Source organism: Rhodococcus sp. APC 3903 (assembly GCF_030407755.1).
In the GTDB taxonomy this organism is placed as follows: Bacteria; Actinomycetota; Actinomycetes; order Mycobacteriales; family Mycobacteriaceae; genus Rhodococcus_F; species Rhodococcus_F erythropolis.
Genome location: NZ_JASDCV010000012.1, coordinates 87,621 through 112,012, shown reverse-complemented (window position 1 = coordinate 112,012; position 24,392 = coordinate 87,621). Strand labels below are relative to the sequence as shown.

The 24,392-nt window shown below is 60.9% G+C and carries 18 protein-coding genes; 11 read left to right on the top strand and 7 right to left on the bottom strand.

The features are described from left to right. Nucleotides 1-36 precede the first annotated feature (36 nt). Nucleotides 37-849, bottom strand: a complete 813-nt coding sequence (locus QMA15_RS18480) for a lytic murein transglycosylase (protein WP_020908544.1) — start codon at nt 847-849, stop codon at nt 37-39. 140 nt (nt 850-989) lie between these two features. Here QMA15_RS18480 and efeU point away from each other — a divergent pair, with 140 nt between their 5' ends. The 3 genes from efeU to efeB are packed head-to-tail and all read left to right on the top strand — an operon-like array spanning nt 990 to nt 4,318. Beyond that, nucleotides 990-1,892, top strand: a complete 903-nt coding sequence (efeU, locus tag QMA15_RS18475) for an iron uptake transporter permease EfeU (protein ID WP_021345071.1) — start codon at nt 990-992, stop codon at nt 1,890-1,892. A gap of 14 nt (nt 1,893-1,906) precedes the next feature. After that, on the top strand, nt 1,907-3,037 hold the full coding sequence (efeO, locus tag QMA15_RS18470; RefSeq protein WP_046378946.1) for an iron uptake system protein EfeO: 1,131 nt from the start codon (nt 1,907-1,909) through the stop codon (nt 3,035-3,037). Next, nucleotides 3,038-4,318, top strand: a complete 1,281-nt coding sequence (gene efeB, locus QMA15_RS18465; RefSeq protein ID WP_279163680.1) for an iron uptake transporter deferrochelatase/peroxidase subunit — start codon at nt 3,038-3,040, stop codon at nt 4,316-4,318. On the opposite strand, the gene QMA15_RS18460 is transcribed toward efeB, so the two are convergent. Continuing rightward, the gene (locus tag QMA15_RS18460) at nt 4,291-5,427 is read right to left on the bottom strand and encodes a glycosyltransferase (protein ID WP_019744633.1); all 1,137 of its coding nucleotides are present in this window, start codon (nt 5,425-5,427) and stop codon (nt 4,291-4,293) included. The two genes, efeB and QMA15_RS18460, sit on opposite strands and share 28 nt — an antisense overlap. A gap of 116 nt (nt 5,428-5,543) precedes the next feature. On the opposite strand from QMA15_RS18460, the gene QMA15_RS18455 reads away from it, so the two are divergent. The 7 genes from QMA15_RS18455 to QMA15_RS18425 all read left to right on the top strand — a co-directional run bounded on the left by QMA15_RS18455 (nt 5,544) and on the right by QMA15_RS18425 (nt 14,756). Next, a complete protein-coding gene (locus QMA15_RS18455; protein WP_290285752.1) occupies nt 5,544-7,310 on the top strand; it encodes an alpha/beta fold hydrolase in 1,767 nt (588 codons plus the stop codon). A gap of 11 nt (nt 7,311-7,321) precedes the next feature. Further along, on the top strand, nt 7,322-8,728 hold the full coding sequence (locus QMA15_RS18450) for an O-antigen ligase family protein (RefSeq protein ID WP_290285750.1): 1,407 nt from the start codon (nt 7,322-7,324) through the stop codon (nt 8,726-8,728). Further along, nucleotides 8,656-9,678, top strand: a complete 1,023-nt coding sequence (locus QMA15_RS18445; RefSeq protein WP_229756551.1) for a glycosyltransferase family 1 protein — start codon at nt 8,656-8,658, stop codon at nt 9,676-9,678. Before QMA15_RS18450 ends, QMA15_RS18445 begins: the two co-directional genes overlap by 73 nt. A gap of 7 nt (nt 9,679-9,685) precedes the next feature. Then, nucleotides 9,686-11,275, top strand: a complete 1,590-nt coding sequence (locus QMA15_RS18440) for a flippase (protein WP_279163678.1) — start codon at nt 9,686-9,688, stop codon at nt 11,273-11,275. Continuing rightward, the gene (locus QMA15_RS18435) at nt 11,272-12,360 is read left to right on the top strand and encodes a glycosyltransferase family 4 protein (RefSeq protein WP_242459854.1); all 1,089 of its coding nucleotides are present in this window, start codon (nt 11,272-11,274) and stop codon (nt 12,358-12,360) included. Before QMA15_RS18440 ends, QMA15_RS18435 begins: the two co-directional genes overlap by 4 nt. After that, on the top strand, nt 12,353-13,438 hold the full coding sequence (locus QMA15_RS18430) for a beta-xylosidase (protein WP_279163677.1): 1,086 nt from the start codon (nt 12,353-12,355) through the stop codon (nt 13,436-13,438). Before QMA15_RS18435 ends, QMA15_RS18430 begins: the two co-directional genes overlap by 8 nt. 220 nt (nt 13,439-13,658) lie before the next feature. Continuing rightward, on the top strand, nt 13,659-14,756 hold the full coding sequence (locus tag QMA15_RS18425) for a cellulase family glycosylhydrolase (RefSeq protein WP_031333713.1): 1,098 nt from the start codon (nt 13,659-13,661) through the stop codon (nt 14,754-14,756). A 15-nt stretch (nt 14,757-14,771) separates the two neighbouring features. Here QMA15_RS18425 and QMA15_RS18420 read toward each other — a convergent pair whose 3' ends face one another. Both QMA15_RS18420 and QMA15_RS18415 read right to left on the bottom strand, forming a co-directional pair. Continuing rightward, on the bottom strand, nt 14,772-16,541 hold the full coding sequence (locus QMA15_RS18420) for a hypothetical protein (protein WP_279163676.1): 1,770 nt from the start codon (nt 16,539-16,541) through the stop codon (nt 14,772-14,774). 92 nt (nt 16,542-16,633) lie between these two features. Then, nucleotides 16,634-17,413, bottom strand: a complete 780-nt coding sequence (locus tag QMA15_RS18415; protein ID WP_279163675.1) for an N-acetyltransferase — start codon at nt 17,411-17,413, stop codon at nt 16,634-16,636. Between the two features lie 53 nt (nt 17,414-17,466). Here QMA15_RS18415 and QMA15_RS18410 point away from each other — a divergent pair, with 53 nt between their 5' ends. After that, complete coding sequence (locus QMA15_RS18410) at nt 17,467-17,988, top strand: YdcF family protein (RefSeq protein WP_279163674.1); 522 nt, start codon at nt 17,467-17,469, stop codon at nt 17,986-17,988. Nucleotides 17,989-18,048: 60 nt separating this feature from the next. On the opposite strand, the gene QMA15_RS18405 is transcribed toward QMA15_RS18410, so the two are convergent. The 3 genes from QMA15_RS18405 to mfd all read right to left on the bottom strand — a co-directional run bounded on the left by QMA15_RS18405 (nt 18,049) and on the right by mfd (nt 24,320). Next, nucleotides 18,049-19,530, bottom strand: coding sequence for a sugar transferase (locus QMA15_RS18405; RefSeq protein WP_019744644.1), 1,482 nt, complete (start codon nt 19,528-19,530; stop codon nt 18,049-18,051). A gap of 319 nt (nt 19,531-19,849) precedes the next feature. Continuing rightward, on the bottom strand, nt 19,850-20,686 hold the full coding sequence (locus QMA15_RS18400; RefSeq protein ID WP_046378951.1) for a MazG family protein: 837 nt from the start codon (nt 20,684-20,686) through the stop codon (nt 19,850-19,852). A 7-nt stretch (nt 20,687-20,693) separates the two neighbouring features. Then, nucleotides 20,694-24,320, bottom strand: a complete 3,627-nt coding sequence (gene mfd, locus QMA15_RS18395) for a transcription-repair coupling factor (protein ID WP_031331022.1) — start codon at nt 24,318-24,320, stop codon at nt 20,694-20,696. Nucleotides 24,321-24,392: the final 72 nt, after the last annotated feature.

Sequence of the window (24,392 nt, the reverse complement as noted above, 5' to 3'; positions counted from 1 at the left end):
GCGCGGTCACGGGCCCGACCTGCGGATCGATCGCCGTCAGTCCGGCCGTACCCCGACTGAATACGCCGACGCACGATCACGAACGAGCGCGAGATAGTCGCCCGAGAGGTTGTACGCCATGAGCGCCTGCTGCCACCCGGCAGCGGCGGTGAGGTCTCCCCCGCGTGCACACAGGTAACGAGCGGCGGTGAGGGCAGCGTCGTCGATGTTGTCCGGGTCCACCCGGCCGTCGCCGTTGGCGTCGACTCCCCATTTGAGCCACGTCTCAGGGATGAACTGCATGGGCCCCATCGCACGGTCGTGCACTGGATCGCCGTCCATCGCCCCGCCGTCGGTGTCGGGGATCTCGGCAACTCCCGGGCCACCGTCCAGAGGGATTCCCCGAATGGCCGGGGCGACCTGGCCGAACGCATCGACCGACGAACCGTCGTAGGTCCCGTGGCGGCTCTCGACGCTGCCGATACCGGCCAATGTCGTCCACCCGATTCCGCAGCTGGGAAGCGTCTCGGCCATGACCGCAGCGGCGTACCCGTATGCCTCGAGTGCCGTCGTCCCAATCCCGATGTCGTCCGACAATCCCGCGGCCCAGTCGGCGAGTTGATCAGCACTGCGGCCGGGGGCATTGATGTCGATCGGCGGCGTCGGAGAGCCTGTACCTGGGGGTATGCCCTCCGGAATGGCTACTTTCGGTTCGTTCGATCCACACGCCACGATGCCTGCGCCCAGCAAGGCTGTTCCGGCAGCTACTGCGGCTACGACTCTCGAGAGACGCCGGGGACTTCTGCGGGCTGCGGGAGTTCGGTACACCCTTCCATCATCCACATGCGAGCGAAGTACTCCCGAACCCATTGGTAAAGAACAGCAAAAGTACAGGTCAGGGCGTGGTTCACCACCGATTGTGGAGTATCTTCTTCTGAGTTAAGGCTGGCCTAGCCTCATAAGTTCGTCAGAAGCTGTCGCACTCACTCAGTCAGGAGTCGCCCGTGCCCGTGTCGGTACTCGCTGCCGCGAGCACACCATCAGTTGCCACCCAGTTATTCGGCAGTGGCCTGATCGGTCTGCGCGAAGGCCTCGAAGCGGGCATCGTGGTGATGATTCTCGCTGCCTACCTCGTGAAAGCTCAGCGCAGGGATGCACTCAAATGGGTGTGGCTCGGCGTCGCGATCGCCGTCGCAATGGTGGCGATCATCTTTTTCGCGATCCACTACGGAACGTCGACGGTCGACGGCCTGACCGCAGAGATCATCGCGGGCGTTGCCTCCCTGGTCGCCGTCGTCATCGTCACGATCATGGTCCTGTGGATGCGCACGGCTGCGAAGAACATTTCCGGCGATCTGAAAGCGGGGATGGAGAAGGCGTTGATCGCCGGCCCCGTCGCCATCTTGTCGCTGTCGTTCTTCGCGGTCGGTCGTGAAGGCGTCGAGACAGCGTTGCTCATGGTCGGATACGCCGAGAACACCGCAGGCAGCTCCTGGCCGTTGGTCGGACTGCTCCTCGGAATTCTCCTGGCCGCCGTCTTGACCGTCGCCATGTACTTCGGCGCCCTCCGTCTCAACCTGACGACCTTCTTCCGGTACACGGCGATCTTCCTCATCGTCGTAGCCGCCGGAATCCTCTCGTACGGTGTTCGCGCTCTACAGACCGGAAATGTGCTTCCGGGCGGTTCGAATCTCGCGTTCAACCTGACGCCCGGCTACGACCCGTCGACCTGGTACGGCACCGTCCTCGCCGGAATCTTCAACTTCCGCCCGGATCCGACGGTCCTGCAAGCCGTCGCGTGGGTCGTCTACCTCGTAGTCGTCCTAGCACTCTTCCTGCGTCCCCTTCCGTCGAAGCCAACCGAGCCGACGGCCCCGCCTGCGCACGACACACACGTTCCCGAAAAATCCTGAGAGGCATTGCCGACATGCGTAAATCCACCCTCGTACTGGCCACGGCTGCGGTACTTCCCTTCTCCCTCGCCGCGTGCACCGAGAAGACGACGGCGAGCGACGGCGACATCGTCGTCACGGCCACCGACGATTCGTGTGACGTCAGTGCCACCACCGGGACCACTGGCAGTTCGACGTTCCAGGTGACGAACAACGGCTCGAAGGTCACCGAGTTCTACGTCTTCGCCGAGGGTGATCGAGCGATGGGCGAAGTCGAGAACATCGGCCCCGGCCTTACCCGGCAGCTGATCGTCTCCCTCCCCGAGGCTGCGACCTATCAACTCGCGTGCAAGCCGGGCATGGTCGGAACCGGCATCCGCCAGGACTTCGTCGTCACGGGCGATTCGCAGGCGGCCACCGACGAGAGCGGACAACTCGCCGAAGCTGCCGACGGCTACCGGCGGTACATTCGCAGCCAGATCGTCGCATTGCAGGACACCGCAGCTCAGTTCGTCGCCGCCGTCCAGTCCGGCAACGTCGACCAGGCGAAGGCACTGTTCCCGATCGCACGTACCTACTACGAGCGCATCGAGCCCGAAGCCGAGAGCTTCGGCGAACTCGATCCCAAGCTTGACCTGCGCGAAGCGGACCTGGAGCCCGGTCAGGTCTGGACGGGATTCCACCGCCTCGAGAAGGATTTGTGGGTCACCGGATTTCAGCCGGATACCAACGCAGTCGCCGATCAACTGCTCGAAGACATTCAGTATCTTGCCGATCAGGTGAACGCCGAGGACTACACGATCGACCCAACCAAGATCGCCGGCGACGCCCAAGGACTGCTCGACGAGATCTCGACTTCCAAGATCACCGGAGAGGAAGACATCTTCTCGCACACCGACCTGTGGGACTTCCAGGCCAACGTCGACGGCTCACAGGCGGCGATCGCGGCACTGAACCCGATTCTGCAGGAACGTAATCCCGAGCTCGCCCAGCGCATCGCGGACCGATTCGCCGACCTCGACGCCGCTCTGGCGCAGTTCCGCGTCGGCGACGGATTCGTGTACTACGACACCGTCACCGAAGCGCAGCGTCAAGAACTCTCGCGTAAAATCGATGCTCTGTCCGCCGAGGTCAGCCAGGTCCAGGAAGTAGTCGCGGGACAGTAGATGACTGATTCACCAGAAGGCACACCCGCTGCGCAAAACGCAGCACCGCATGCGGTCTCACGGCGCCGACTGTTCGGCGCTGTGGGGGCCGGCGCCGTCCTGGCCGGTGCCGGTGCCGTCATCGGGCGGGTGACCGCCGACGAGAATTCCGGCACCGATCACGCAGACGTGGTGGCATTCCGCGGCGAGCATCAGGCAGGCATCACGACGCCGGCCCAGGATCGCATGCACTTCGTCGCTTTCGATGTGACGACGAAGTCGCGCGACCAACTGATCACGCTGCTGCAGACGTGGACGGCGATGGCCGAACGAATGACGGCGGGTCAGGAAGCAACCCAGGACGGAGCGACCGGCGACGGTCCGTACGCGCCACCGAGCGATACCGGTGAGGCACTCGATCTCGCGCCGTCGCAACTCACCCTGACCATCGGATTCGGACCGTCACTTTTCGACGACCGTTTCGGGCTCGCAGACAAGAAACCTGCTGCCCTGCTCGATCTCCCCCACTTCCGCGCGGACAACCTCGATCCGAATCGCAGCGGGGGCGACATCGCCATCCAAGCGTGCGCCAACGATCCCCAGGTTGCCGTCCATGCGATCCGCAACCTCGCGCGAGTCGCTTTCGGGACCGCGTCGGTCAAGTGGTCACAACTCGGGTTCGGGCGAACGTCCTCGACCTCGACGACGCAGGCGACACCACGAAATCTGTTCGGGTTCAAGGACGGAACAGCCAACATCAAGGCGGAAGATCCAAACGCACTCGCCCAGCACGTCTGGGTTGATCCCACTGACGATCAGGCCTGGATGGCAGGCGGATCATTCCTCGTCGCCAGACGAATCCGCATGCTGATCGAGCAGTGGGATCGCGCAGTACTCAAGGAACAGGAAGCTGTCATCGGCCGCTCCAAACGCAGCGGAGCGCCACTCGGCGCCAAAGACGAGTTCGACGAACTCGATCTCGATTCCAAAATGGGCCACGACTTCGTCATCCCGGAGGATTCACACGTGCGCCTGGCCTCTGCCGAGGAACTCGGTGGGATTCAGATCTTGCGCCGCGGATACAACTTCACCGACGGCTCCGACGGCTTCGGCCACCTGGACGCGGGACTGTTCTTCGTTGCGTACTGCCGGAATCCGGTCGAGCAATTTGTTCCGATGCAGCAAAACCTTTCACGACACGATGCGCTGAACGAATACATCCAACACGTCGGTTCTGCCGTCTTCGCGTGCCCCGGCGGTCTCGCCGACGGACACTACTGGGGCGAAACACTGTTCGCGTAGCCGAACACCGGAACACCGGTCCAGGTTGCGATCTCGGAGCGAAATCTGCGCACGGAGTACTTCTCGTACGAGCGGGCACCATTCACGTCCACCGCGGCGACATCTCGGATGCACTCGGCCACCGATTCCCAACTGTCGTCGTGGAAATGGAGTCCGTCGACACCAGGTGTCACGGTTTCCGAAGCTCCACCAATGCTGTTCGTAATCACGCGCGCACCCGCAGCCATCGCCTCCACCGGCATGATTCCGAAGTCTTCGATCGCCGGAAAGACGTATGCGAGTGCCTGCTGATACAGCGCAAAAAGCAACGCATCCGAGGGGCGACGAACAATTCGAACGGGAACCGACGCAGAGTCAGCCATCGCGCGGAGCCGATCCTCTTCCGGGCCCGACCCTGCGATGACAGCAGCCGTCCCGGCCCGCTCGGCTGCCCGGATCACCCAGTCCAAACGCTTGTACGGAATGAACCTCGAGGCACCGAGAACGAATGGTGAGGGCAAACTGGATAGTAGCTGAAGTTCGTTTTCGCTCAAACGGGACCGCCAATCCTCGACGGCAGAGATCCGGTCGACGTCCACCGGGGGGTGGATGACCCGTGACTGCACGCCCCAGGCACGCTCAACCCGTCGACTGACGAACTCGCTGTTCGCTGCGAACGAGGCCCCCTCCGACGCTCTCTTGCGGTCAATTTTGCGCAGAATGGGTGATCCCAGCCTCGCGAGTGGCGAGTTTCCACGCTCGTCCAGTTCGGGGTTCCACACGTACCTGGCGGGGGTGTGCACGTAGACGAATTTCCGGAATCGCGCAGACTGCCCCCTGAATGTTGCGTGATGGGCAAACACGTGGGAGCTGATCAGCGCGAAGTCGTAGTCGCGGTTCTCCAACCCTCGCCAGGTAAACGGCATGACAGGCAATGAGAGCGCTTTGCTACGACGCAATGGCGTTGCAGCGAGCGCACTTTCGTTGACATCGGTTGTCGAGTAACGCCCGGGAGCATCGTTCCACAGACAATACAGGTCAGCGTCCGGATAGCAGTTGACGAACTCGTCCAGCACCTTCTCTGCGCCGCCCGAACGCTCTATCCATTCATGGACGAGTACACCTGACATTTTCGGACTCCTATGCGCTTTTTTGGCGCTCCACAAACCTAGAGATTGCCGGATCGGCACCAAACAGACTACTGGTATGTTTACTAGCAACATACAGGCAACCGATCTTGACCGGAGTGATCACCATCGAGACTCAACTGGCCACGTGGTTCGAGTCGGCAGACAGGCCGTTGCTCGGATTCGTTCACGTGCCCTCTTCAGGAACTGTCCGAGAAGCCGTGGTCATGTGTCCCCCGCTGGGCAAGGAGCACATCGACACCTATCGCGGCATGCGACTTCTCGGCGAAAAACTCGCGGCACAGGGTATGGCCGCTTTTCGTTTCGAGTACGCGGGAGTCGGCGACTCGGCCGGTGCCGAAGACGATCCTGACGCTCTCACCCTCTGGCTGAAGAGCATCGTCAGCGCTGTGGACTATGTCCGACGAGCGGGCGCGGAATCCGTCAGTATCGTCGGACTGAGAGTTGGGGCCCTCCTGGCAGCGTCGGCATTGCAGGAGTGCGGAGCCGTCAACTCGATAGTCCTGTGGGACCCAATTCTGACCGGCCGCAACTACCTCAGGGAACAACGTGCGTTCTACGCGATCAGCGTCGGAGAGGACGATCCCACCGACTCACGTGTGTCGATCATGGGTGGCGTGCTGGCACCCGAATGCGCCGACCAACTGTCACGTCTCCGCATCACCGGACCATTTCTCGGACGTCCACGCACCCTTCTGGCCGTGAAGTCTTCGGTACTGGACAGCAGGGCTGTCGCCGGGCTCGCAGCAACTCTTGATCCCGAGATGATGATCTTGGAGAACCACGACGCGTTCACGTCGCCTCCCAGTTTCTACGTCGACATCCCCTACACACACATCAGCGAAATCGCACAGTGGTTGGATCGCCACGCGCCCACGAGTTCCTCCGCGTTCACTCCCGCGATCACCACCACAGCTCGCGTCGCGATCACCGAAGTCGGCGAGGAGGTGTTCGAGACGTTGGAACGATTCGGTGCTCAGGAGCTCTTCGCGATCCGCACGCATCCCGCAACTTCTCCCGAATCCGAGGCAGGCAACATATCGACCACCGATGCGCCTCCCGAGCGCGGACTACTGTTCTTCACTACGGCAATCGAGCATCGAGTCGGGCCTGGCCGCTCGTGGGTGACCATCGCTCGTGAGGCCGCGGCTCTCTCGGTCACGAGTCTCCGATTCGACCGACGAGGGGTCGGCGACTCGGGCCCGATCGACGCCGACAATCCGACGTCGGTCTATTCACACGCGGCAGACGAGGACGCACGTACTGCCGTTGCTGCACTCGGCGCAGATCCGAGAAACCTCGTGATGACCGGATTGTGTTCTGGGGCATGGACCTCAGCGTCCATGGCGCTCGAGATGGGTGCGAGATCGACAATACTCGTGAACATGATTCTGTGGTCGGTGAGGCGCAAGAAGTCCCTGATGGATGCTGTCTTGCCGGAGGCTCCTCGAATCGATCCAGGTGCCGAAACCACGAAACTTCCCCTCCGCGGACGGGTGAAAGGCGTACTGCAGTCCCGTCTCCCCTATTCAGCGTGGAAGCTACTGGGAATCAGAGGAATCACGCAGGTTCCTGAGGTAATGCTGGAGGCACTCTGCAAGCGTGGGGTGGATACCACCGTCATCCTCTCCCCCGCGGACGCCGCATGGTTCAATCAGCAACGCGGACCCGAAGGCGTTGCCCGGATGACTCACCGAGGACAAACGTTCAACGCGATCATGCCACCGGTCGGCGATCACCCGTCCTACCATCGTGACCTCCGAAATATCGTGCAAACAAAGGCGATTTCTTCGATAGCAAGAGCATTCGGAATTACGACGGTCCCTCGGGCCGACACGGCGAATGCGAACCGGTTCATCGCGTGAACACATCATTCATGATTGTTGCTGCAATCTTCGCAGTACCCATCGTCGTTGCGATCTACCAGCGACCACAACGCGGCTTGCTGCTTGTTGCACTGTTCGCTCCGCTCCACGGTCTGTTGGCGATCATTCCCGGCGGGACATCGATGGCCGGTTGGAAGGAGGGGTTGCTCCTGCTCACGTTGGGATGCACCTTCGTCAGCCCCAATCGCCTTCGGGTAGTGCGCCCCTCGATGCCTTGGTGGCCGGCTGCCGCGGCCTGGGTAGCTTTCGGTTCCGCGTCAGCACTGCTTCTGTCCGGTATCGCCGGGGTGACATCGATAAAGATCACCTACTTCTACATCTTGATACCCGTCATTCTCTGGCGCGCACCGTTCTCGCGGGACGACCGAGATCATCTCGTGTCCGTCCTGATGGGTATGGGGATACTGACAGCAGTCATCGGACTCCTTCAGCAAGCAGTAGGGCCTGCATACCTGGTGGATCTCGGCTACAGCTACACCGAGCAGATTCGAATCACCGGCTCGATCTTGCGAAGTTTCAGCACTTTCACCGGTCCGTTTGCGTTCGGTCTCTTCGTGATGCTGAGTTTGATCGTCGGCATTTCGGTCGCTCTCGCGGATCCGAAACGGCTGCGCAACATTATCTTTCTGGCCGCAACTCCGATCATGGTCGTAGGCATGGGAGTCTCGATTGTGCGAGCCAGCTACATCGGGTTGGCTGTCGGGCTTCTCTGGATTGCCGTATACAAGTATCGGTCTATCTTGATGTTGTTCGGCGCGGCTGCCGCTGCCGTTCCCTTCGTACTTCTGTTGGCACCACCATCAATCGTCAAACCACTGTTCTCGTCGTACAGTCTCGAAGAACGCGGTAGCGGATGGTCGTCGACAATCAGCTCGCTGTTCCTGCATCCACTCGGGCAAGGTTTGGGCGCAACAGGATCCGCGGCGGCAAAGGCGGCGGAAGCAGCGCAACCGATGCTCAACACGATGACGATCAAGGCCGCGACAACACTTGGGCTGATCCCCTATCAGCCCGACAACTACTACATGAAAGTCGCAGTCGAGCTCGGACCGATCGGCTTGTGGATTTTTGTCCTGGTCCTCATATCTTCCGGAGCGTCCGCGCTGAGGGCATCGCGTGTGCTTCCCGGCTCGGACGGCGCTTTGGCTCTCGGTGTCAGCGCCTCGATCGTCGCGGCCGCGGTCGCTTCTGTCGTCTCGACATATTTCGAGATATTTCCCCTCGACCTCTACTTTTGGCTACTGATTGGAACCGTGGGATGCGCACTGACTCAACACCACTCGGAGAAAGAAGCGATATCCGATCACGAATCACCCTCGGAGCCATGGCACTCCGACCTGGTGGGGGCGGCGTCCAAACCTATGCACGCGAACTACTCCGAGAACTCTCCCCACTGATCAGCGAATCGACGAACCTCAGCGCAACAGTGCAAATCGACGCTGTCGATGAAATTCCAACCGGAGTGCGCGCCGTGACGCGCCCTGTTGCCTCCGGAGCACGCAGAGCCGCGTGGGCGATGGTGCCGGTCGCGGGCAGCGACTTGTTCCACAGCCTCGACGTCGACCTCCCGATCGGGCAAGGCGGCCTGAAGATCTCGACGTTTCACGACATGTCGGTATTCGACGTTCCGTGGGCCTTCAGTCGATATCGAGCAGCTGGCGAACGCCGACTCCTGTCCGCGGCGCTACGCAAGGCCGACGTCGTCATTGCAGTATCGGACTTCACCGCCGAACGAATATTCGCACTGAGCGGTCGGCATGCCGTTGTCACGCCGCTGGCACCCGCATCCTGGGCCACGATCCCCACCGAAGCTGCAGTGACCGAAGTTCGGCGGCGATTGAAACTGCCGGAGCGATTCGTGCTGCAGGTCGGAACGATCGAACCTCGAAAAGATGTCGCTCTGGTCGCCGAAGCGTGCACGGAGCTGTCGATTCCTTTTCTGCTGGCGGGCTCCGGCTCGACGGGCCCCGACGCGCCCCGTTCCGCCCGAGGATTGGGTTACGTCGCGACAGAAGACCTTCCGGCACTCTATTCCGCCGCAACTGCTGTCGCTTACTCCTCCCACTACGAGGGGTTCGGTCTGCCGCCACTCGAAGCCATGGCGTGCGGCGCGGCAGTGGTTGCGAGTGCGGTCGGAGCACTGACCGAATTCGCCGACAACGCCGCCGTGCTTGTCCGCAAGCACGACAAGGCTTCCTGGTTGGCCGCTCTTCGCTCAGTCGTCCTGGACGACGATGTCAACACCGCACTCCGTATATCTGCGCCACGTGTCGCGGCCCGATCGACGTGGACCCGAACAGCCGAATACACGGTTGACGCGTACCGCATTGCAGGGCTGAGCGTGTGAGTTGCTCATGACGAATCGCAATTCGACGGGCACCGAGCCCGTATCGCCGCGAGAGTTCGCCGAATTGCGCCAGGCCGCTATCGACAAGTTCGAGAAGGAACGTCGCGAGCGAGAGACGAAAATCCACGGGCCGGCCGCTCCGGATTTGACTGCGAACGATGCACGCCGAAGCACTGCGATCATGCTCGGAAGCCGGATCGCAGTGGCAGCGATGGGGTGGACCGGCTCGGTTCTGATCGCGCGTTCGATCAGCCCTGACGAATTCGGTCAGTTCTCCCTCATCTTCGGATTGCTCGGATTGTTGTCCGTCGTCACCGATCTCGGCGTCGGCCGAGTGGTGCTCGCGAAGTTGGTCGAGTGCAATCCGTGGGAAGTTTCGCTGGTCACCACCGCGTTCATATCCCTACGGGTCGCCCTTGGTCTTTTCGGATACATCGTCGCGGTGGGTTATGTCTGGATTCTCCGCTACCCCGCAGAAGTGGTCGAAGCAACGGCGGTCGCTGGTTTGGTCGTTGTCGTTGCCACTCCCAGCCATGCACTTTCCGTCATGTACCAGAGCCGCCTGCGCATGACGTATGTCGCAATCGCCGAGGGCGTCGGGCAACTCGCCCAGCTTGTCGCGACCATCGTCGCGGTTTTGTGGCAGCCGATCCTCCTCGTTCTCGTCATCCCTGCGGTCATCAACGAAGTGGTCGCGGCCGTCGTGAAAGTGCGCGGTGTCCGAAAGGGCGTCGCCGGGCCAAGGCCGTCGTCACGAGCGCAGTTTCGTAGGTGGCGGGAAATGCTGATCGAAGCAATCCCTTTGAGCATCGGCTTCGCTTTGGTCACGCTTCTGTCCAAGGTGGATGTGCTGCTCTTGGGCAAGCTCGATACTTTCGATTCGGTCGGCTTGTACACCATCGGGTACAAATTCGCGGACCTTCTGCAAATCGTCGCAATCACCGTAGTCACCCCGGTAACAACACTTCTCGTGTCATATTGGCCCGACAGCGTGGGAGTGTTCCGCGAACGAAGCCGCGAAACATTCATCGTCCTGACAGTTCTCGGGAGCGCATCGATCGCCGCGTTCTGGCCTGCTGCCACCGGAGTGCTCACCTTTCTGTACGGAGAGCGGTTCGCAATTGCAGGGACCTCGACGCGACTGTTGGTGCTTGGCGCATGCTTCTCGATGCTCACCCAGTTGGGGTTGATGATCCTGGTTGCGAGCGGCCGGCATCGAATATATCCGTGGATTGCATTGGGCGGCTTACTCTTCAATATCGCGGTCAACATCGTGTTGATTCCTCGAATGTCATTCAACGGAGCGGCAGTTGCGACCGTATCGACCGAACTGCTTCTTTTCGTTGCAATTTGGATTGTAGTGCGGCAAAGTCTGCCGGTTCACAGAATGTTTCCGATGCTCCCGCTCGGAGCGGCCGTCGCCCTCTGCGCGGTGGTCACAGTGGCAGGAACGATCTGCGTCGAAAGGTTGAGCGTGCCATGGCCAGTCGTTTCGGTTCTCGCTCCACTTGGGACAGTCGGAATCTATGCACTTGTATCGCTCGCGGGCGGGAAGTCGCCACTCGCAATGGTAAAACCCGACAGGGAAGTAAAATGACACGAACGATCATTTTCGTCAGCCACACTGGAGAGATCTCCGGCGCCGAACTGGTCATGCTCCAACTGATGCGTTTGGCACACGAGCAGGGTTTCACGGTAACGTTGGCTTGTCCGGAAGGGCCGCTGAGGGATCGCGCACGCGCGTCAGTCGACTTCGAAACGGTCACGCTACCAACCCTGTCGCTCAGAGGCGAAGGGGGTCTGGCACGCGTCCTGGCGATTCTCGAAGTTGCAAAGAATTGGCGAATTGCCGGGCGCATCATTGCGTCTCGGGCTCAGTCGGCCAGCTCGACCGTGATAGTCAACTCACTGTTCGCATTGCCGGTGATCAGGCTCGGCCGCGTACCGCAACGTGCAACGTGGCTTGTCCACGACACTCTCTCGAGCACAAAACAACGAATCGTCGTACGGATTGCAAAACCCGGGATCCGACGAGCAGTCGCCGTCTCCGGACCGACCTCGCTTCCTGTTCTTTCGCTGGGAATTCCCACCTCGGTGTCACGACTTGGTGTTGTAGTTCCCACTGAGGTAACGGAAGTTCGATCACCGGCACGCCGAGTTGTCGGAATCATCGGGTCACTGACGCCGTGGAAAGGCCACTTGGTGTTGATGGATGCCATCGCCCGCACAGTAGACGTCCAACTCGAAATCGCCGGACTTCCGTTCCCGGGCGATGAAATGTACGCACAAGTACTACGTGAACGCGCACAGCAGTCGGATCTGGCGGGTCGCGTCACATTTCTCGGATATGTCGATTCACTGGCAACTATCAAAGGATGGGACATCGCGATTTCTGCGAGCACCTCTCCCGAAGCCGGCCCACTCGTGGCACTCGAAGCAATGAGCATCGGAGTGCCAGTCGTCGGAACCGATCTCGGCGGCACCAGCGAGCTGCTGGGGGACGGCGCCGGATCGCTCGTCGAGCCATCTGATTCAGTAGAACTCGCAGCCGAGATAACGAGACTGTTGGAGGACGGGAGTGCACGATCCGAATTGTCACGCATCGGCCGGCGGAAGGTAGAGGACCGATATGACATCCAGAAGAATCTTCCGGCTCTGCTGAAGGAGCTCATCGATGGCTAAGGCACGTCGAGTCGCCGCAGTCGCAGTGGTCTTGTTGATTGTCGGATTGGTAGTCCATTCTTCGATTACCGCAACCGGCGAACCTTGCGCAGTTCAACCTTCGTCAGACAATACTGGCATCGCACTTGGTTCCGGCTATACCGCAATGAGTGACGCCGAAATGGATCGAACGGTGGAAGCTATTCGATCATCGGGTTCGCACTGGGTCAGATTCGACATCGACTGGTCCGCCATCGAAAGTACCGAGGGCGCCTTCGACTGGTCCGGAACCGATCGCCTCGTGGACATCGCAAAATCTTCCGGGCTCGAGATTCTCGGTCTCATCACCTACACGCCTGCCTGGGCAAGAGATCCGGCAGCGACGAGTCCTGACACGCATACCCGTCCGGCCGACCCGGACGCGTTCGGTAGGTTCGCGGCGCTTGCCGCTGCCCGCTACTCGAATTCCATTTCGTCATGGGAGATCTGGAACGAGCCCAATCTCCAAACATTCTTCAATCCGACGCCGGATCCTGAGTATTACTCAAGGCTGCTCGCCGCATCGAGCGTAGCAATCGAGGCAGTGCAACCGGGCGCAACAATTGTCTCCGGTGGCTTGTCCCCCGCAACTGACAACGGCGCTGACATAAGCCCCACGACGTTCCTCGCGAACATCTACGAATATGGAGCTGGACAACACTTCGACGTTGTCGGAATGCATCCGTACACCTACCCGGCACTGCCCTCGGACCCGTTGACTCGAAACTGGAACTCTTTCTATCGAATGCGGCTGATGCACGACACAATGGTTGCAAACGGCGACTCGACCAAATCTATTTGGGCGACCGAATTCGGGGCACCAACAGGAACTGGTCTCGACGCTGTGACCGAGTCGATGCAAGCCGAGATACTGCGTGACGGATTCAACGAAGCACGTAGCCAAGGGTTCGTTCAGAAGGTCTTCGTTTACAGTCTCCAGGACCGCGGCTCCGATCCCGGTGATCGCGAACAAAACTTTGGCCTTCTGAATCTCGACTTCGAACCGAAGCCCGCTATGGCCGTGTTGCAAGATGCAAACGAAACTGGAGGATGCCTCTGAACTATTGATCATTTTCGACCACAGTCACCGAGAAAATCGGACAATACCAACCGGCGCATTTCGCAGTAGCACCCAACCGGACGGAAGTACTGCAGAACCGACTTCGAGACTGGTGCCAAGTGACCCAATTCATGCAATTCTTTGATTTGTCGGATTGGTCATCTAGTTCGGCTTCCAACTTGTCTGTCCCGCACCGGTTTCGAGTCACTGTGGAAAGAAGGTGGTCGACGTGAGTCGACTTCGATTGTCCCTCGCCTGCGCCCTGTTGACTGTCGGGTCATTGAGCGCGTGTGCACCGAGTCCAGTTCCAACAACAACCCCAACCCCGAACTCGACGTGCAGTTCCGTTGGTTTAGGGATCGCCGCGGGCGCCCCACTCAACGGTCTCTCTCAGAATGATCTCGATGCAGAACTGACCGCAATGAAGAATGCCGGCGCAACCTGGCTCAGGTTCGACGTCGATTGGTCCGCCGTCGAATCAACCAAGGGCCAACAGAATTGGAGCGCAACCGACCGCGTCGTCGATCGAGCACGTCTCCAAGGATTGAGCGTCTTGGGAATCGTTACGTACACGCCGGCTTGGGCTCGCGTCGCCGGGGTCAACGATACCCACGGGTATCCATCCGATCCGGCCGCGTTTGCCAAGTTTGCACAACAAGCAGCACAACGGTACTCGAACAGAATCAGCACTTGGGAGATTTGGAACGAACCGAACCTGACACAATTCTTCCGCCCCAAGCCGAATGTGAACACCTACACTGCACTCCTGAAAGCCGCATCTGCAAGTATCCGTGCGGTACAACCGGGTGCAAAGATTCTCAACGGCGGTTTGGCACCGGCCGTCGACAACGGATCCGACATCTCACCGGTCACATATCTCAAGGGTATGTACGCGGCAGGAGCAAAGTCTTCATTCGATGTCTTTTCGATCCATCCGTACAGTTGGCCTGCGCTACCTTCGGATTCGTCCACCCAGAATTGGAACACTTTCTACAGGATCCGACTGATGCGAGAATCGATGGTGCAGAACGGGGACAGCGGAAAGAAAGTCTGGGCAACCGAATTCGGAGCTCCGACAGGTACAGGCCCGACCGCCGTCAGCCCGCAATTACAGGCCAACATCATCTCGGATGGATTCGCGCAAGCAAAGGTGCTCGGTTACATCGAGCGCATTTTCATCTACAGCATGCGTGATCGCGGAACCAACACTTCGGATATCGAACAGAACTTCGGTCTGGTCACGATCAATTACACTCCGAAACCCGCACTCGCGGCGGTGAAACAGGCCGTTGGAGGGTGCGGCACACCCAAGATCTAGTCAAAGCCCGGTCCTTCAGGATTCCGACTGTCCGTCTGCTGAATCCGAACGTATAAGGCTCACGCGAGTTCTTTGCCTCCTCTTTCGAATTTCCGCTATATCCTTGGAGGTCAACATAATTCGTTCGGTCGAGGCTTCGGAGTCGATGCCGTCGGCTTCCCCGGACGCCTTGACACCAGTTGCATCAGTGCTGGTCGTCTCCGCTCCGGAAGCTTCCACTACGGACGCCTCGACTCCGGCCCCCTCGACATCAACAGTCTGCACGACCTGCGGCTCTTCGAGCTCGACCCCTGCGCTCGACTTGGGCGTAGCCGTGCCCTTCGGCAGGTTCTTCTTCGCAATACTGACCGTTTTCGCATCCACCAGGCTGGCGCGATCCCTCCTCGAAACCAGGTCGGAAGTATCCATTCCGTAGGGCACGGCAACGGAAGGCTCGTTCAGCCGCGGCGCACCGGACTTCACCCAGGCGCTGTCGGACAGGGTCTGTGAGTTCGTGGCCGAGTTGGTCGGCTCGGCCGCCAGTTTCACTGAACTTGCGGGCCTGCGTCTGCGACGCAGCACCGCGAGGGTAAGTACGTCGAGGAGAGGCTCGGGAGCAGACGGACCCACGAGTACCAGTGTTCGCGCAACATCGACTTCGGCCAAAGCCCTGAGGCATTCGACGATCTCCCGTTGGTTGGCGTGCTGTGCGGAGACAACAACCAGGGCAAACCCGGTTCCATTGGATACAAATCGGCGCCACCAGTCCGACTTCAGCGAATATCGGGAGACCCCGGATCGCACGTGCGCAGGAACATCCCATGATGTGGAGGGGACGCCGTCACCCGAAAGCACCAGGACATGATCACCGAGACTTGCACGCTGGCATATCGTCAGCGCGAGGTTCGGCGGAAACTCAGCGGCTTCGGAGTGCTGCAGGAGTAGTGAGGCTCCGTATTTCCGGGCCGTTCGACGTGCCCACGCGTCGGTCACTCGCGAACTGAATCGACCCCGGCAGGCAGAGAGGATTTCGGCAGCGAGAATGAGGACCACCAAGAACGCAACCGCCGACTCGACGAGTGGCTTCGGCGCAACCGGCAGACCCGTTCCCGCGGGGGCGGAAAGCAACTGCAGTCGGTCGGAACCGGATACGGTCGATCTCAACTGGCGCAACTGCTCCAGCCTCGCGTCGAGATCCGCCTTGATAGTCGGATCGTCGGCGGGCGTCTCGTATTCGTCCAAGCTTTCTCGCCGCGCTGCGTCCAAGTCCCCGTTCAATCGAGCGATGTCGTCGGTGAGAACTCGGGTACGACGATCCAGCGTGTCTGCATTGCGTCGCGCCTGCGCGTCGCTCAAGGTGGCGACGACTATTCGTGCCAGCGCGTCCGCGTCAGCCTGACTGAAGGCAGTCGCCTTGACGAATACCAATGCCGGAGAAGTACCCGGCGTCACCGAGATGTGGCTCGAGACATCCGCTGTCGTCCACCCGTTATTCAACTGGTCGTGGATGGCGGCAACCACATCGCTATCGGTGGCCAGTGCGACATAGGGGGCAACCAACTGGCCGAGGTTCGCGTCCGTCACGACGATCTGCGAGGCAGACTGAACCTCCGCGACGATGTCGGATTGATACACCGGTGTCGCGCTTCCCCGCACAGCGTAGACAATCCCACCGACGAGCAATGCGATGACAAGAGCGGGGAAGAACACTCTTGCAAGGTTTCGTGCATGCCTCACTAGGTCGAAAGTGGGCGGAACGCCGAGTTCGCGACGTATCGCCGCATCCCTGGTACTCGAATCTGCCATCTTGAGTACCCCCGATTGGATCGCGCGTTGAAGCGTAGCTGAAAGAAACCAAAAGTTTGCCGAACGCACACAAACATACCTGACGGCTGATGTCAGCTACCAAGTAGCCATCGCGGTCGCGACCACATCTGCCAGTACTCGACGATTTCGGCTCCGCTCGCGTCGTACAGAGCATTGCCGGCAGCGCTGGCGAGACCACACACGGCGCCGTCGCCGACAGCCTCGAATGCGGCTGCCGACACTTGCCGAAGGACCCGCAACCCATGTCCGCGCCGCTGTCCTTGCGCCCTGGTTCCGGCCGCCCACACAGTGCTGATGGGCCTACCGAACGACAGCATCGCTGCGGTCTGCAGCGTGTCGAGTTCGAACAGGCCGACGACTGAACGCTCACTTGGTCGGTCGGGGGCCGCCTCCTGATACACCAGAGTCGCAGATTCGCGATCGATACCGAAAACATCCTCCGCAAGTTGTCGTGCTGAACGCAGGTCGCCACCTTCCAGGATCCGCACCGCGGCATCCGGCGCTGACGGAGAATTCGGTAGCGCGCGCAGCGAACTCGAACCTACGCACACCCACCCTGCATCCGCGAGGACGGTCGCGGCATCCAGACCCGCCCCGGCGAGCATGACAACGGTGCGCAGTCGCTCTGCGAGCACTCGTTCCACAACGGCGACCGTGTTTTTCCGCACATCACCCCCATGGACCAATGCAAGGTTGTAGCTGGGATCGGGTGCACCCGTGAGAGCGATCCACCAACCGTCGTCGGCGAGATACACACCGGTCTCAGGTACGAGTCCAGACATGTTCTGCCCATAGGCATCCCGTAAGGCGGTCAACCCCGCCACCGTCCGAAGTGGTTGCCATCCGATCATCGTCGTCTCCTGGGTCCAGGTATTGTGGGGCCATCAAGCAGATCAAATCGGCCTTGAAGATTGCGGGCATACCTCTATCACTCCTCGCCCTTGGTGCGGCAGCGGGTTGGCCCGTCTTCGTCTCACCCAAGATCGATGCACCACGAAGTGCTGACGCTATCGTTGTCCTCGGCGGAGCACACGACGGACGCGAGGAGGTCGGAATCCAACTGATGAAAGACGGTTACGCACCACGCCTGATCTTCTCGAATCCTTACGGCGACAACGACAAGAAGATGCGGTCGATCTGCGAGGGTACGTTCGACTTCCCTGTCGACTGTTTCGTCCCCTCACCGTCCACCACCGAGGGCGAGGGGTTCGAAATCGGGAGAATGGCCAATGCCAACGGATGGAAGACTGTCATCGTCGTGACGTTCGTTCCTCATATCTCGCGGGCGCGGCACATCATTTCGCAGTGTTATCAAGGAGAACTGGTCATGGTCGCAAGCCGTCCGGAACTCTCGATCGGGACGTGGGCATTCAACTACGTTTACCAAACTGCCGGCTACGTCAAGAATCTGTTCTCGCATTGTTGAGCTCGACAGCTGACAGGAGGGTGCCCGGCGCGGATATCCGCGCCGGCACCAACCGCGTAGTCAGTACGCTCCGTCGCTTTTCGCGACCGCTGAGACGGTACGAGTAATGATCGAAAGATTTTGCAGGATAGACCAATTCTCCACGTAGGAAGAGTCCAGTCGAACAGATTCTTCCCACGAGAGATCACTGCGACCACTTACCTGCCAGAGACCGGTGATGCCAGGCTTGACCAGCAGGCGCCGGGCAACCTCGTCGTCGTACATCTCGACCTCGCGCCGCAACGGCGGCCGCGGACCGACAACGCTCATCTCGCCGCGAATGACGTTGAAGAACTGTGGTAGCTCGTCGATGCTCAATCGACGAAGGATCTTGCCGACGGACGTGATTCGTGGATCCTCCCGCATCTTGAACAACACGCCTCCCGCGCCTTCGTTGTCCCCCATCAGATCGACAACCTGCTGATCGGCGCCTTCCACCATGGTACGAAACTTCAACATAGGGAACGGTTTCCCGTTGAGGCCGATGCGTTCTGCCTTGTAGAACACCGGACCTTTCGACGTGAACTTGACCGCAGCGGCGGCGGCGACCATGACCGGCGCCACGAGGAGGATCATCAGCATCGAGAACACCGCGTCGAAAACAGCGGGCGCAAGCCGGTTGGCGCCCTGGTAGCGCGGTCGCGCAACGTGAATCAACGGGAGTCCCGCCGCCGGGCGAAACATCAAGCGAGCCTTCGACACGTCGGCTACGACCGGTGAAACCACCATGTCGACGCCCTCGGCTTCGAGGTCCCACATCAGCTTGCGTATGCCCACCTGCCCGAGGTCTTCGGTTCCGGTGACGATGACGGTGTCTGCGCCGCTTGCGCGCATTGCCTCGACCACCTCGAACTCGTTGCCCAATACCGGGACCGCTGCGCCGTCGACGACGATGTGATCGTCCAGCGCGGTCGCCCGACGCGGAATGCACGCTCCCACAACGTCGTAGCCTGCCGAGGAGTCCCGCACGAAGGCTCGCGTAGTAGCAACGACGGACGCGTGTCCACCGACCAACAGCACCGAGTTGCGGCAATCCCCGCTCGCACGCTTCTTTCGAATGTCGCGTCGCCAGAGGTAGCGCCCGAGAAGCAGCGCAGCGAGCCCGACGGGCAGTGCGATCATGAGATAGCTACGCGCGATTCCTACGCCGAGAATGATCCCGGCCAATGCGCCCACTCCGAAGACTTGGCCGGTAGCGAGCAGCACCTTCTCGTACTCGTCGCTACCCTCGCCCAGCATCGACTGATGACGGCTGCGTCCGCGTGCGAGCGCGATCATCCACAGCCCTCCCAGCGCTGCAGACGCAATCACCTTGAGTGGCGTCAGCCACTCGATCGGATGCGGCCACATGCTGCCGATCTGTGCGAGCGCGATCACGAACAGAACCGTGATCGAATCGCTCACGGCAATCCGCTTCCGGTATGCCCGACGCCAGTCGGTGCCGACATGAGCGGAATCCTGCAATGCTGCCGACCGGCTCTCCACCTCAGCATGAACGCTCATTTGCCATCAGTCCTTCTAGTCATTCGAATGACTTCAGCGGGTCGAACGGATTCAGCGGATCGCTGATCGGTAGCCACCGCGAGCCTCCAGGTACGGCAACACCCCGCCGGTTGCCGTACCTCGCTGCTCGCAGTGCAGAAACGAACCGTCATCGGACCCCCTACATAACTGCCGATCAAGGGCCACTTCGTGCCATAAAACGACCCAGTGTTGCTCATTTCGTACGTAAACATACCTTAGGTTTGTTTCAACTGCACTCACCGAGTCCAAGCTATTTTCCGGTTGCCAGATGATTACCGGGCAATTACGTCAAAGTGGGCTAATCCTCCACATTTTCGAGACGTCTTCCCTCACGAATCCGAATGTCGGCGATCAGCATGTCCAGGGCGCCCAGGAGTGCAGTGTCGGCGCGTCGGCACTGTTCGATCAAAGCTTCCAGATCAGCTTCGTCGGCGCTTTCGATCACACCGGCTTTGGCGGCCCTGCTCAGTACTTTTTCGGCGAGGAGCAACGGCGGCTGCGACCGAGCGATGCCGTCCATGGACGACGCGCGCGCCTTCTCGGCAGCCTTCAAAGCGTCCCACGCCCGCTCCTGCTCAGCGATGTCGACCACCCCGGAACTGACCAGGTGCGGGCTGCGATGCACGAGTTTCGCGATCAGTGCGCCGGCCACGTCGTCCAATTCGAAAACGCCGTGAGATTGAGCGATCCGCGAGTGGAACAACACCTGGAGCAACAGATCGCCGAGTTCCTCACGGAGATCGCTCTCGTCGTCGCTTCGAATCGCGTCGAGTACCTCATAGGTCTCCTCGACGAGGTAAACCGAGAGGCTCTCGTGCGTCTGGGTCGACTCCCAACCGCCGCGATTCCACAACCGGTCCATGATCGACGCCGCTTCCACCAATCGATCGCCGTGAATGGGTTCGGCGCGAATCATCTTTACCCCAGCGGCAGACAACGCCTCGATCTTCGGCTCGGCGGTGTCCATCATCACAGTCACCGCGGCGCCGGGTGTCGTGGCAGGCAATGCGCCGCGTACCGAGTCGGGAACGTCCGGGTCGATATCGATCGCGCCGGACAGGAACGGGAGCGCCTCCAGCGGAAAGACATGCGGCCGCAGAGGATCGAGCAGTACGACGACGGGCGATTCGTTCACCGAGTGCTCACGCCTCGACCAGGACGGCACCGGCGGCGCGCCCGTCTATCGCCAGGATGAAGTCCGCGATGTATTGAAGTAGTTCGACGTCCCGCAGGCGATCCGAGCCGACTCCGCCGGTGCGAGGCAGCGGGAGTTGCACGAGCCCGGTCGTTGCCCGGTACTGCGCGCTCGGATAGATCCTCTTGAGCCTGATCTGTTTGGAATCGGGCAGTGACATCGGCGAGATCTTGAGCTGAGTTCCGGTGACGGCGACTTCCTCCAGTTGGTACTCGCGGCAGAGCAGTCGAAGCTTGGCCACCGAGATCAGCCGTCGAACCTCTTCGGGCAGTGGGCCGTAGCGATCGACCAGTTCTTCGACTACGGCAGCGATGCCGTCGGAATCAGTTGCCGCAGCGAGCTTGCGGTACCCCTCCAACCTGAGCCTGTCACTGGTGACGTAGTCGGGCGGGATGTGCGCGTCCACCGGTAGGTCGATCCGGACTTCCTTCGTGCCCTCGTCCATGGTGATCGGTTTGCCGTCGGCTGCAGCCCGGAAGGCTTCGACCGCCTCACCGACCAGCCTGACATACAGATCGAACCCGACACCCGCGACGTGGCCGGACTGCTCTGCGCCCAGAACGTTTCCGGCTCCACGGATTTCGAGGTCCTTCATCGCGACTGCCATACCAGCGCCGAGGTCCGAATTCTGCGAAATCGTTGCCAGCCGATCGTATGCCGTTTCCGTCAAAGGCTTTTCGGCCGGGTACAAGAAGTATGCGTATCCACGTTCACGACTACGCCCGACGCGTCCGCGAAGCTGATGCAACTGCGAGAGGCCAAGCGAGTCCGCACGTTCGACGATCAGTGTGTTCGCGTTCGAGATGTCCAGACCGGTTTCGATGATCGTGGTACAGACCAACACGTCGAAGTCGCGTTCCCAGAAGCCCTGCACGGTCTTTTCGAGAGTGTCCTCGTTCATCTGACCGTGCGCGACGACGACGCGAGCCTCCGGGACGAGTTCACGGATCTTCTTGGCCGCCTTGTCGATCGAGCTGACACGGTTGTGTACGTAGAAGACCTGACCGTCGCGCAGAAGTTCACGCCGGATGGCCGCGGCAACCTGCTTGTCCGCATACGCGCCGACGTAAGTGAGGATCGGATGACGTTCTTCCGGCGGTGTGAGGATCGTGGACATCTCGCGGATCCCGGCCATGCTCATCTCGAGAGTACGAGGAATCGGGGTAGCCGACATCGTCAAGACGTCGACGTGGGTGCGTAGTGCCTTGATGTGTTCCTTGTGCTCGACTCCGAATCGCTGTTCCTCGTCGACGATCACAAGCCCGAGGTCCTTCCAGCGAATACCGGTCTGCAGCAACCGGTGAGTACCGACGACGATGTCGATCTCGCCTTCGGCCATGCCGGCGATGATTTCCTTCGAGTCCTTGGCGTCGGTGAAACGGGACAGCCCTCGCACCTTCACCGGGAACGACGCCATTCGTTCGGTGAATGTCTGAAGATGTTGCTGTGCAAGCAGAGTCGTCGGGACCAGTACCGCCACCTGCTTGCCGTCCTGGACTGCCTTGAACGCGGCACGAACGGCGATCTCCGTCTTGCCGTACCCGACGTCACCGATCACCACCCGGTCCATCGGAACCGGCTTCTCCATGTCGGCCTTGACCTCACTGATGACGGTCAACTGGTCGATGGTCTCGGTGAAGGCGAATGCGTCTTCGAGTTCCTTCTGCCACGGCGTGTCCGGGCCGAACGCATGCCCCGGGGCCGCCTGACGCGCAGCGTAGAGCTGAACCAACTCACCCGCGATCTCACGAACCGCCTTGCGGGCCTTACGCTTGGTGTTCGCCCAGTCGGATCCACCGAGCTTGCTCAGCGCAGGCAACTCTCCACCGACGTACCGGGAGAGTTGATCGAGCGATTCCATCGGGACGAACAGACGATCACCCGGGTGACCACGCTTGCTCGGCGCGTACTCGATGACCAGGTATTCACGACGCGCCCCGCCGATGGTGCGTTCGACCATCTCGACGAACCGGCCGATACCGTGCTGATCGTGCACGACCATGTCCCCTGCAGACAGCGCGAGGGGATCGACCTGATTCCGGCGCTTGGCCGGCAAGCGCTTTCCGTCGCCGACCGCAGCAACGCGGTTGCCCGTCAGATCGGACTCGGTGACGATCACCATCCCCGGCGTCGAGTCGTCGCCGGCGAGTACCAGTCCGTCGTGCAGAGACCCGCGGAGCACCGCGACCTGTCCGCGGGCAGGGGTCGCTCCGCCATCGAGCATCTTGGCGGGTACTTCGGCTTCACCGAGTCGCTCGACGACTCGGCTTGCTGTGCCGGCGCCTGCCACCACGATCGCCGCGCGACCGCCCGTGCTCACGTGTGCCCGGAGGCTGACGAACAGCTCGGCCAAGAGGTCGTCGGAACCACGTACCTGCGGTGCCGCCTGAACCGGGATTTCCAGTTCTTCACCATTTCCCGACGCCAGCGGACTGACCGTCCACCACGGACGGCCGGCAGCTTCGGCAGATTCGCGAACATGACGAAGCGACCGGTATGCGGAGGCACCGAGATCGACTCCCCCGCCGTTGAGGATCGACGTGTCGAGCGGTGCAGCGCCGCCGATCGACGCCGCCGTCCACGACGCTTCCAAGAATTCCTGGCCGGTGCGCACCAGATCGGTGGCGCGGGTGCGCACCTTCTCCGGATCGCACAGAAGGATGTGCGCCCCTACCGGAAGGACATCGGAAAGTAGTTGCAGTTCACCGGGTTTGAGAACCGGGAGCAGAGCTTCCATCCCCTCGACGGGGATGCCTGCCGAGATCTTGTCCAGCATCTCGACCAACGACGCGTCAGCCTGATTCTCAGCAGCGAGTGCCGCAGCTCGATCGCGAACATCAGCTGTCAGAATCAGCTCACGACACGGCGGCGCGATCACGGAATCGACGTCGACGTCCGGTAGCGAACGCTGATCGGCGACAGAGAAGTACCGAAGCTCCGATACCTCGTCACCCCAGAATTCGATACGTACCGGATGATCCGCCGTCGGCGAGAACAGGTCGAGAATGCCGCCGCGGACCGCGAACTCACCACGCTTTCCCACCATGTCGACACGGCTGTACGCCATCTCCACCAGACGAACCAGAACAGAATCGAAATCGATCTCGGTGCCGACGCGCAACGTGATCGGCTCGATCTCGCCAAGACCCGGCGCCATCGGCTGAACGAGAGAGCGCACCGTGGTCACGATCACCCGAAGAGGCGAGCCGTACGAGGCGTCGTCTGGTCTGGCGAGTCGGCGCAGTACCTCCACCCGTCGCCCGACGGTGTCCGCGCTCGGCGACAGTCGCTCGTGCGGCAATGTTTCCCACGACGGGAACTGCGCGACGCCTCCACCGAGCATCTCGGTGAGTTCTGACGTCAGATCGTCGGCTTCGCGACCGGTGGCCGTCACCAGCAGCACCGGAGTGCGCGCGGCAAGTGCAGCGGCGATGAATGGTCGAGCCGGCTTCGGCGCCACGATGTCCAGGGCAGGCGCACCGATCGAGTCGATCACTGGAGTGAACGCGGCGTCTGCGAGGGCGACCTCGGCGAGTCCAGCGAGCGCAGTCTGGGCAGAGGACAAGGAAGTCAACGAACGCACTCCTGAACAGTGATGACGGGTTGCGGACGCACAGCCCGAGCGCAAGATCTCCACCGAGGCAGA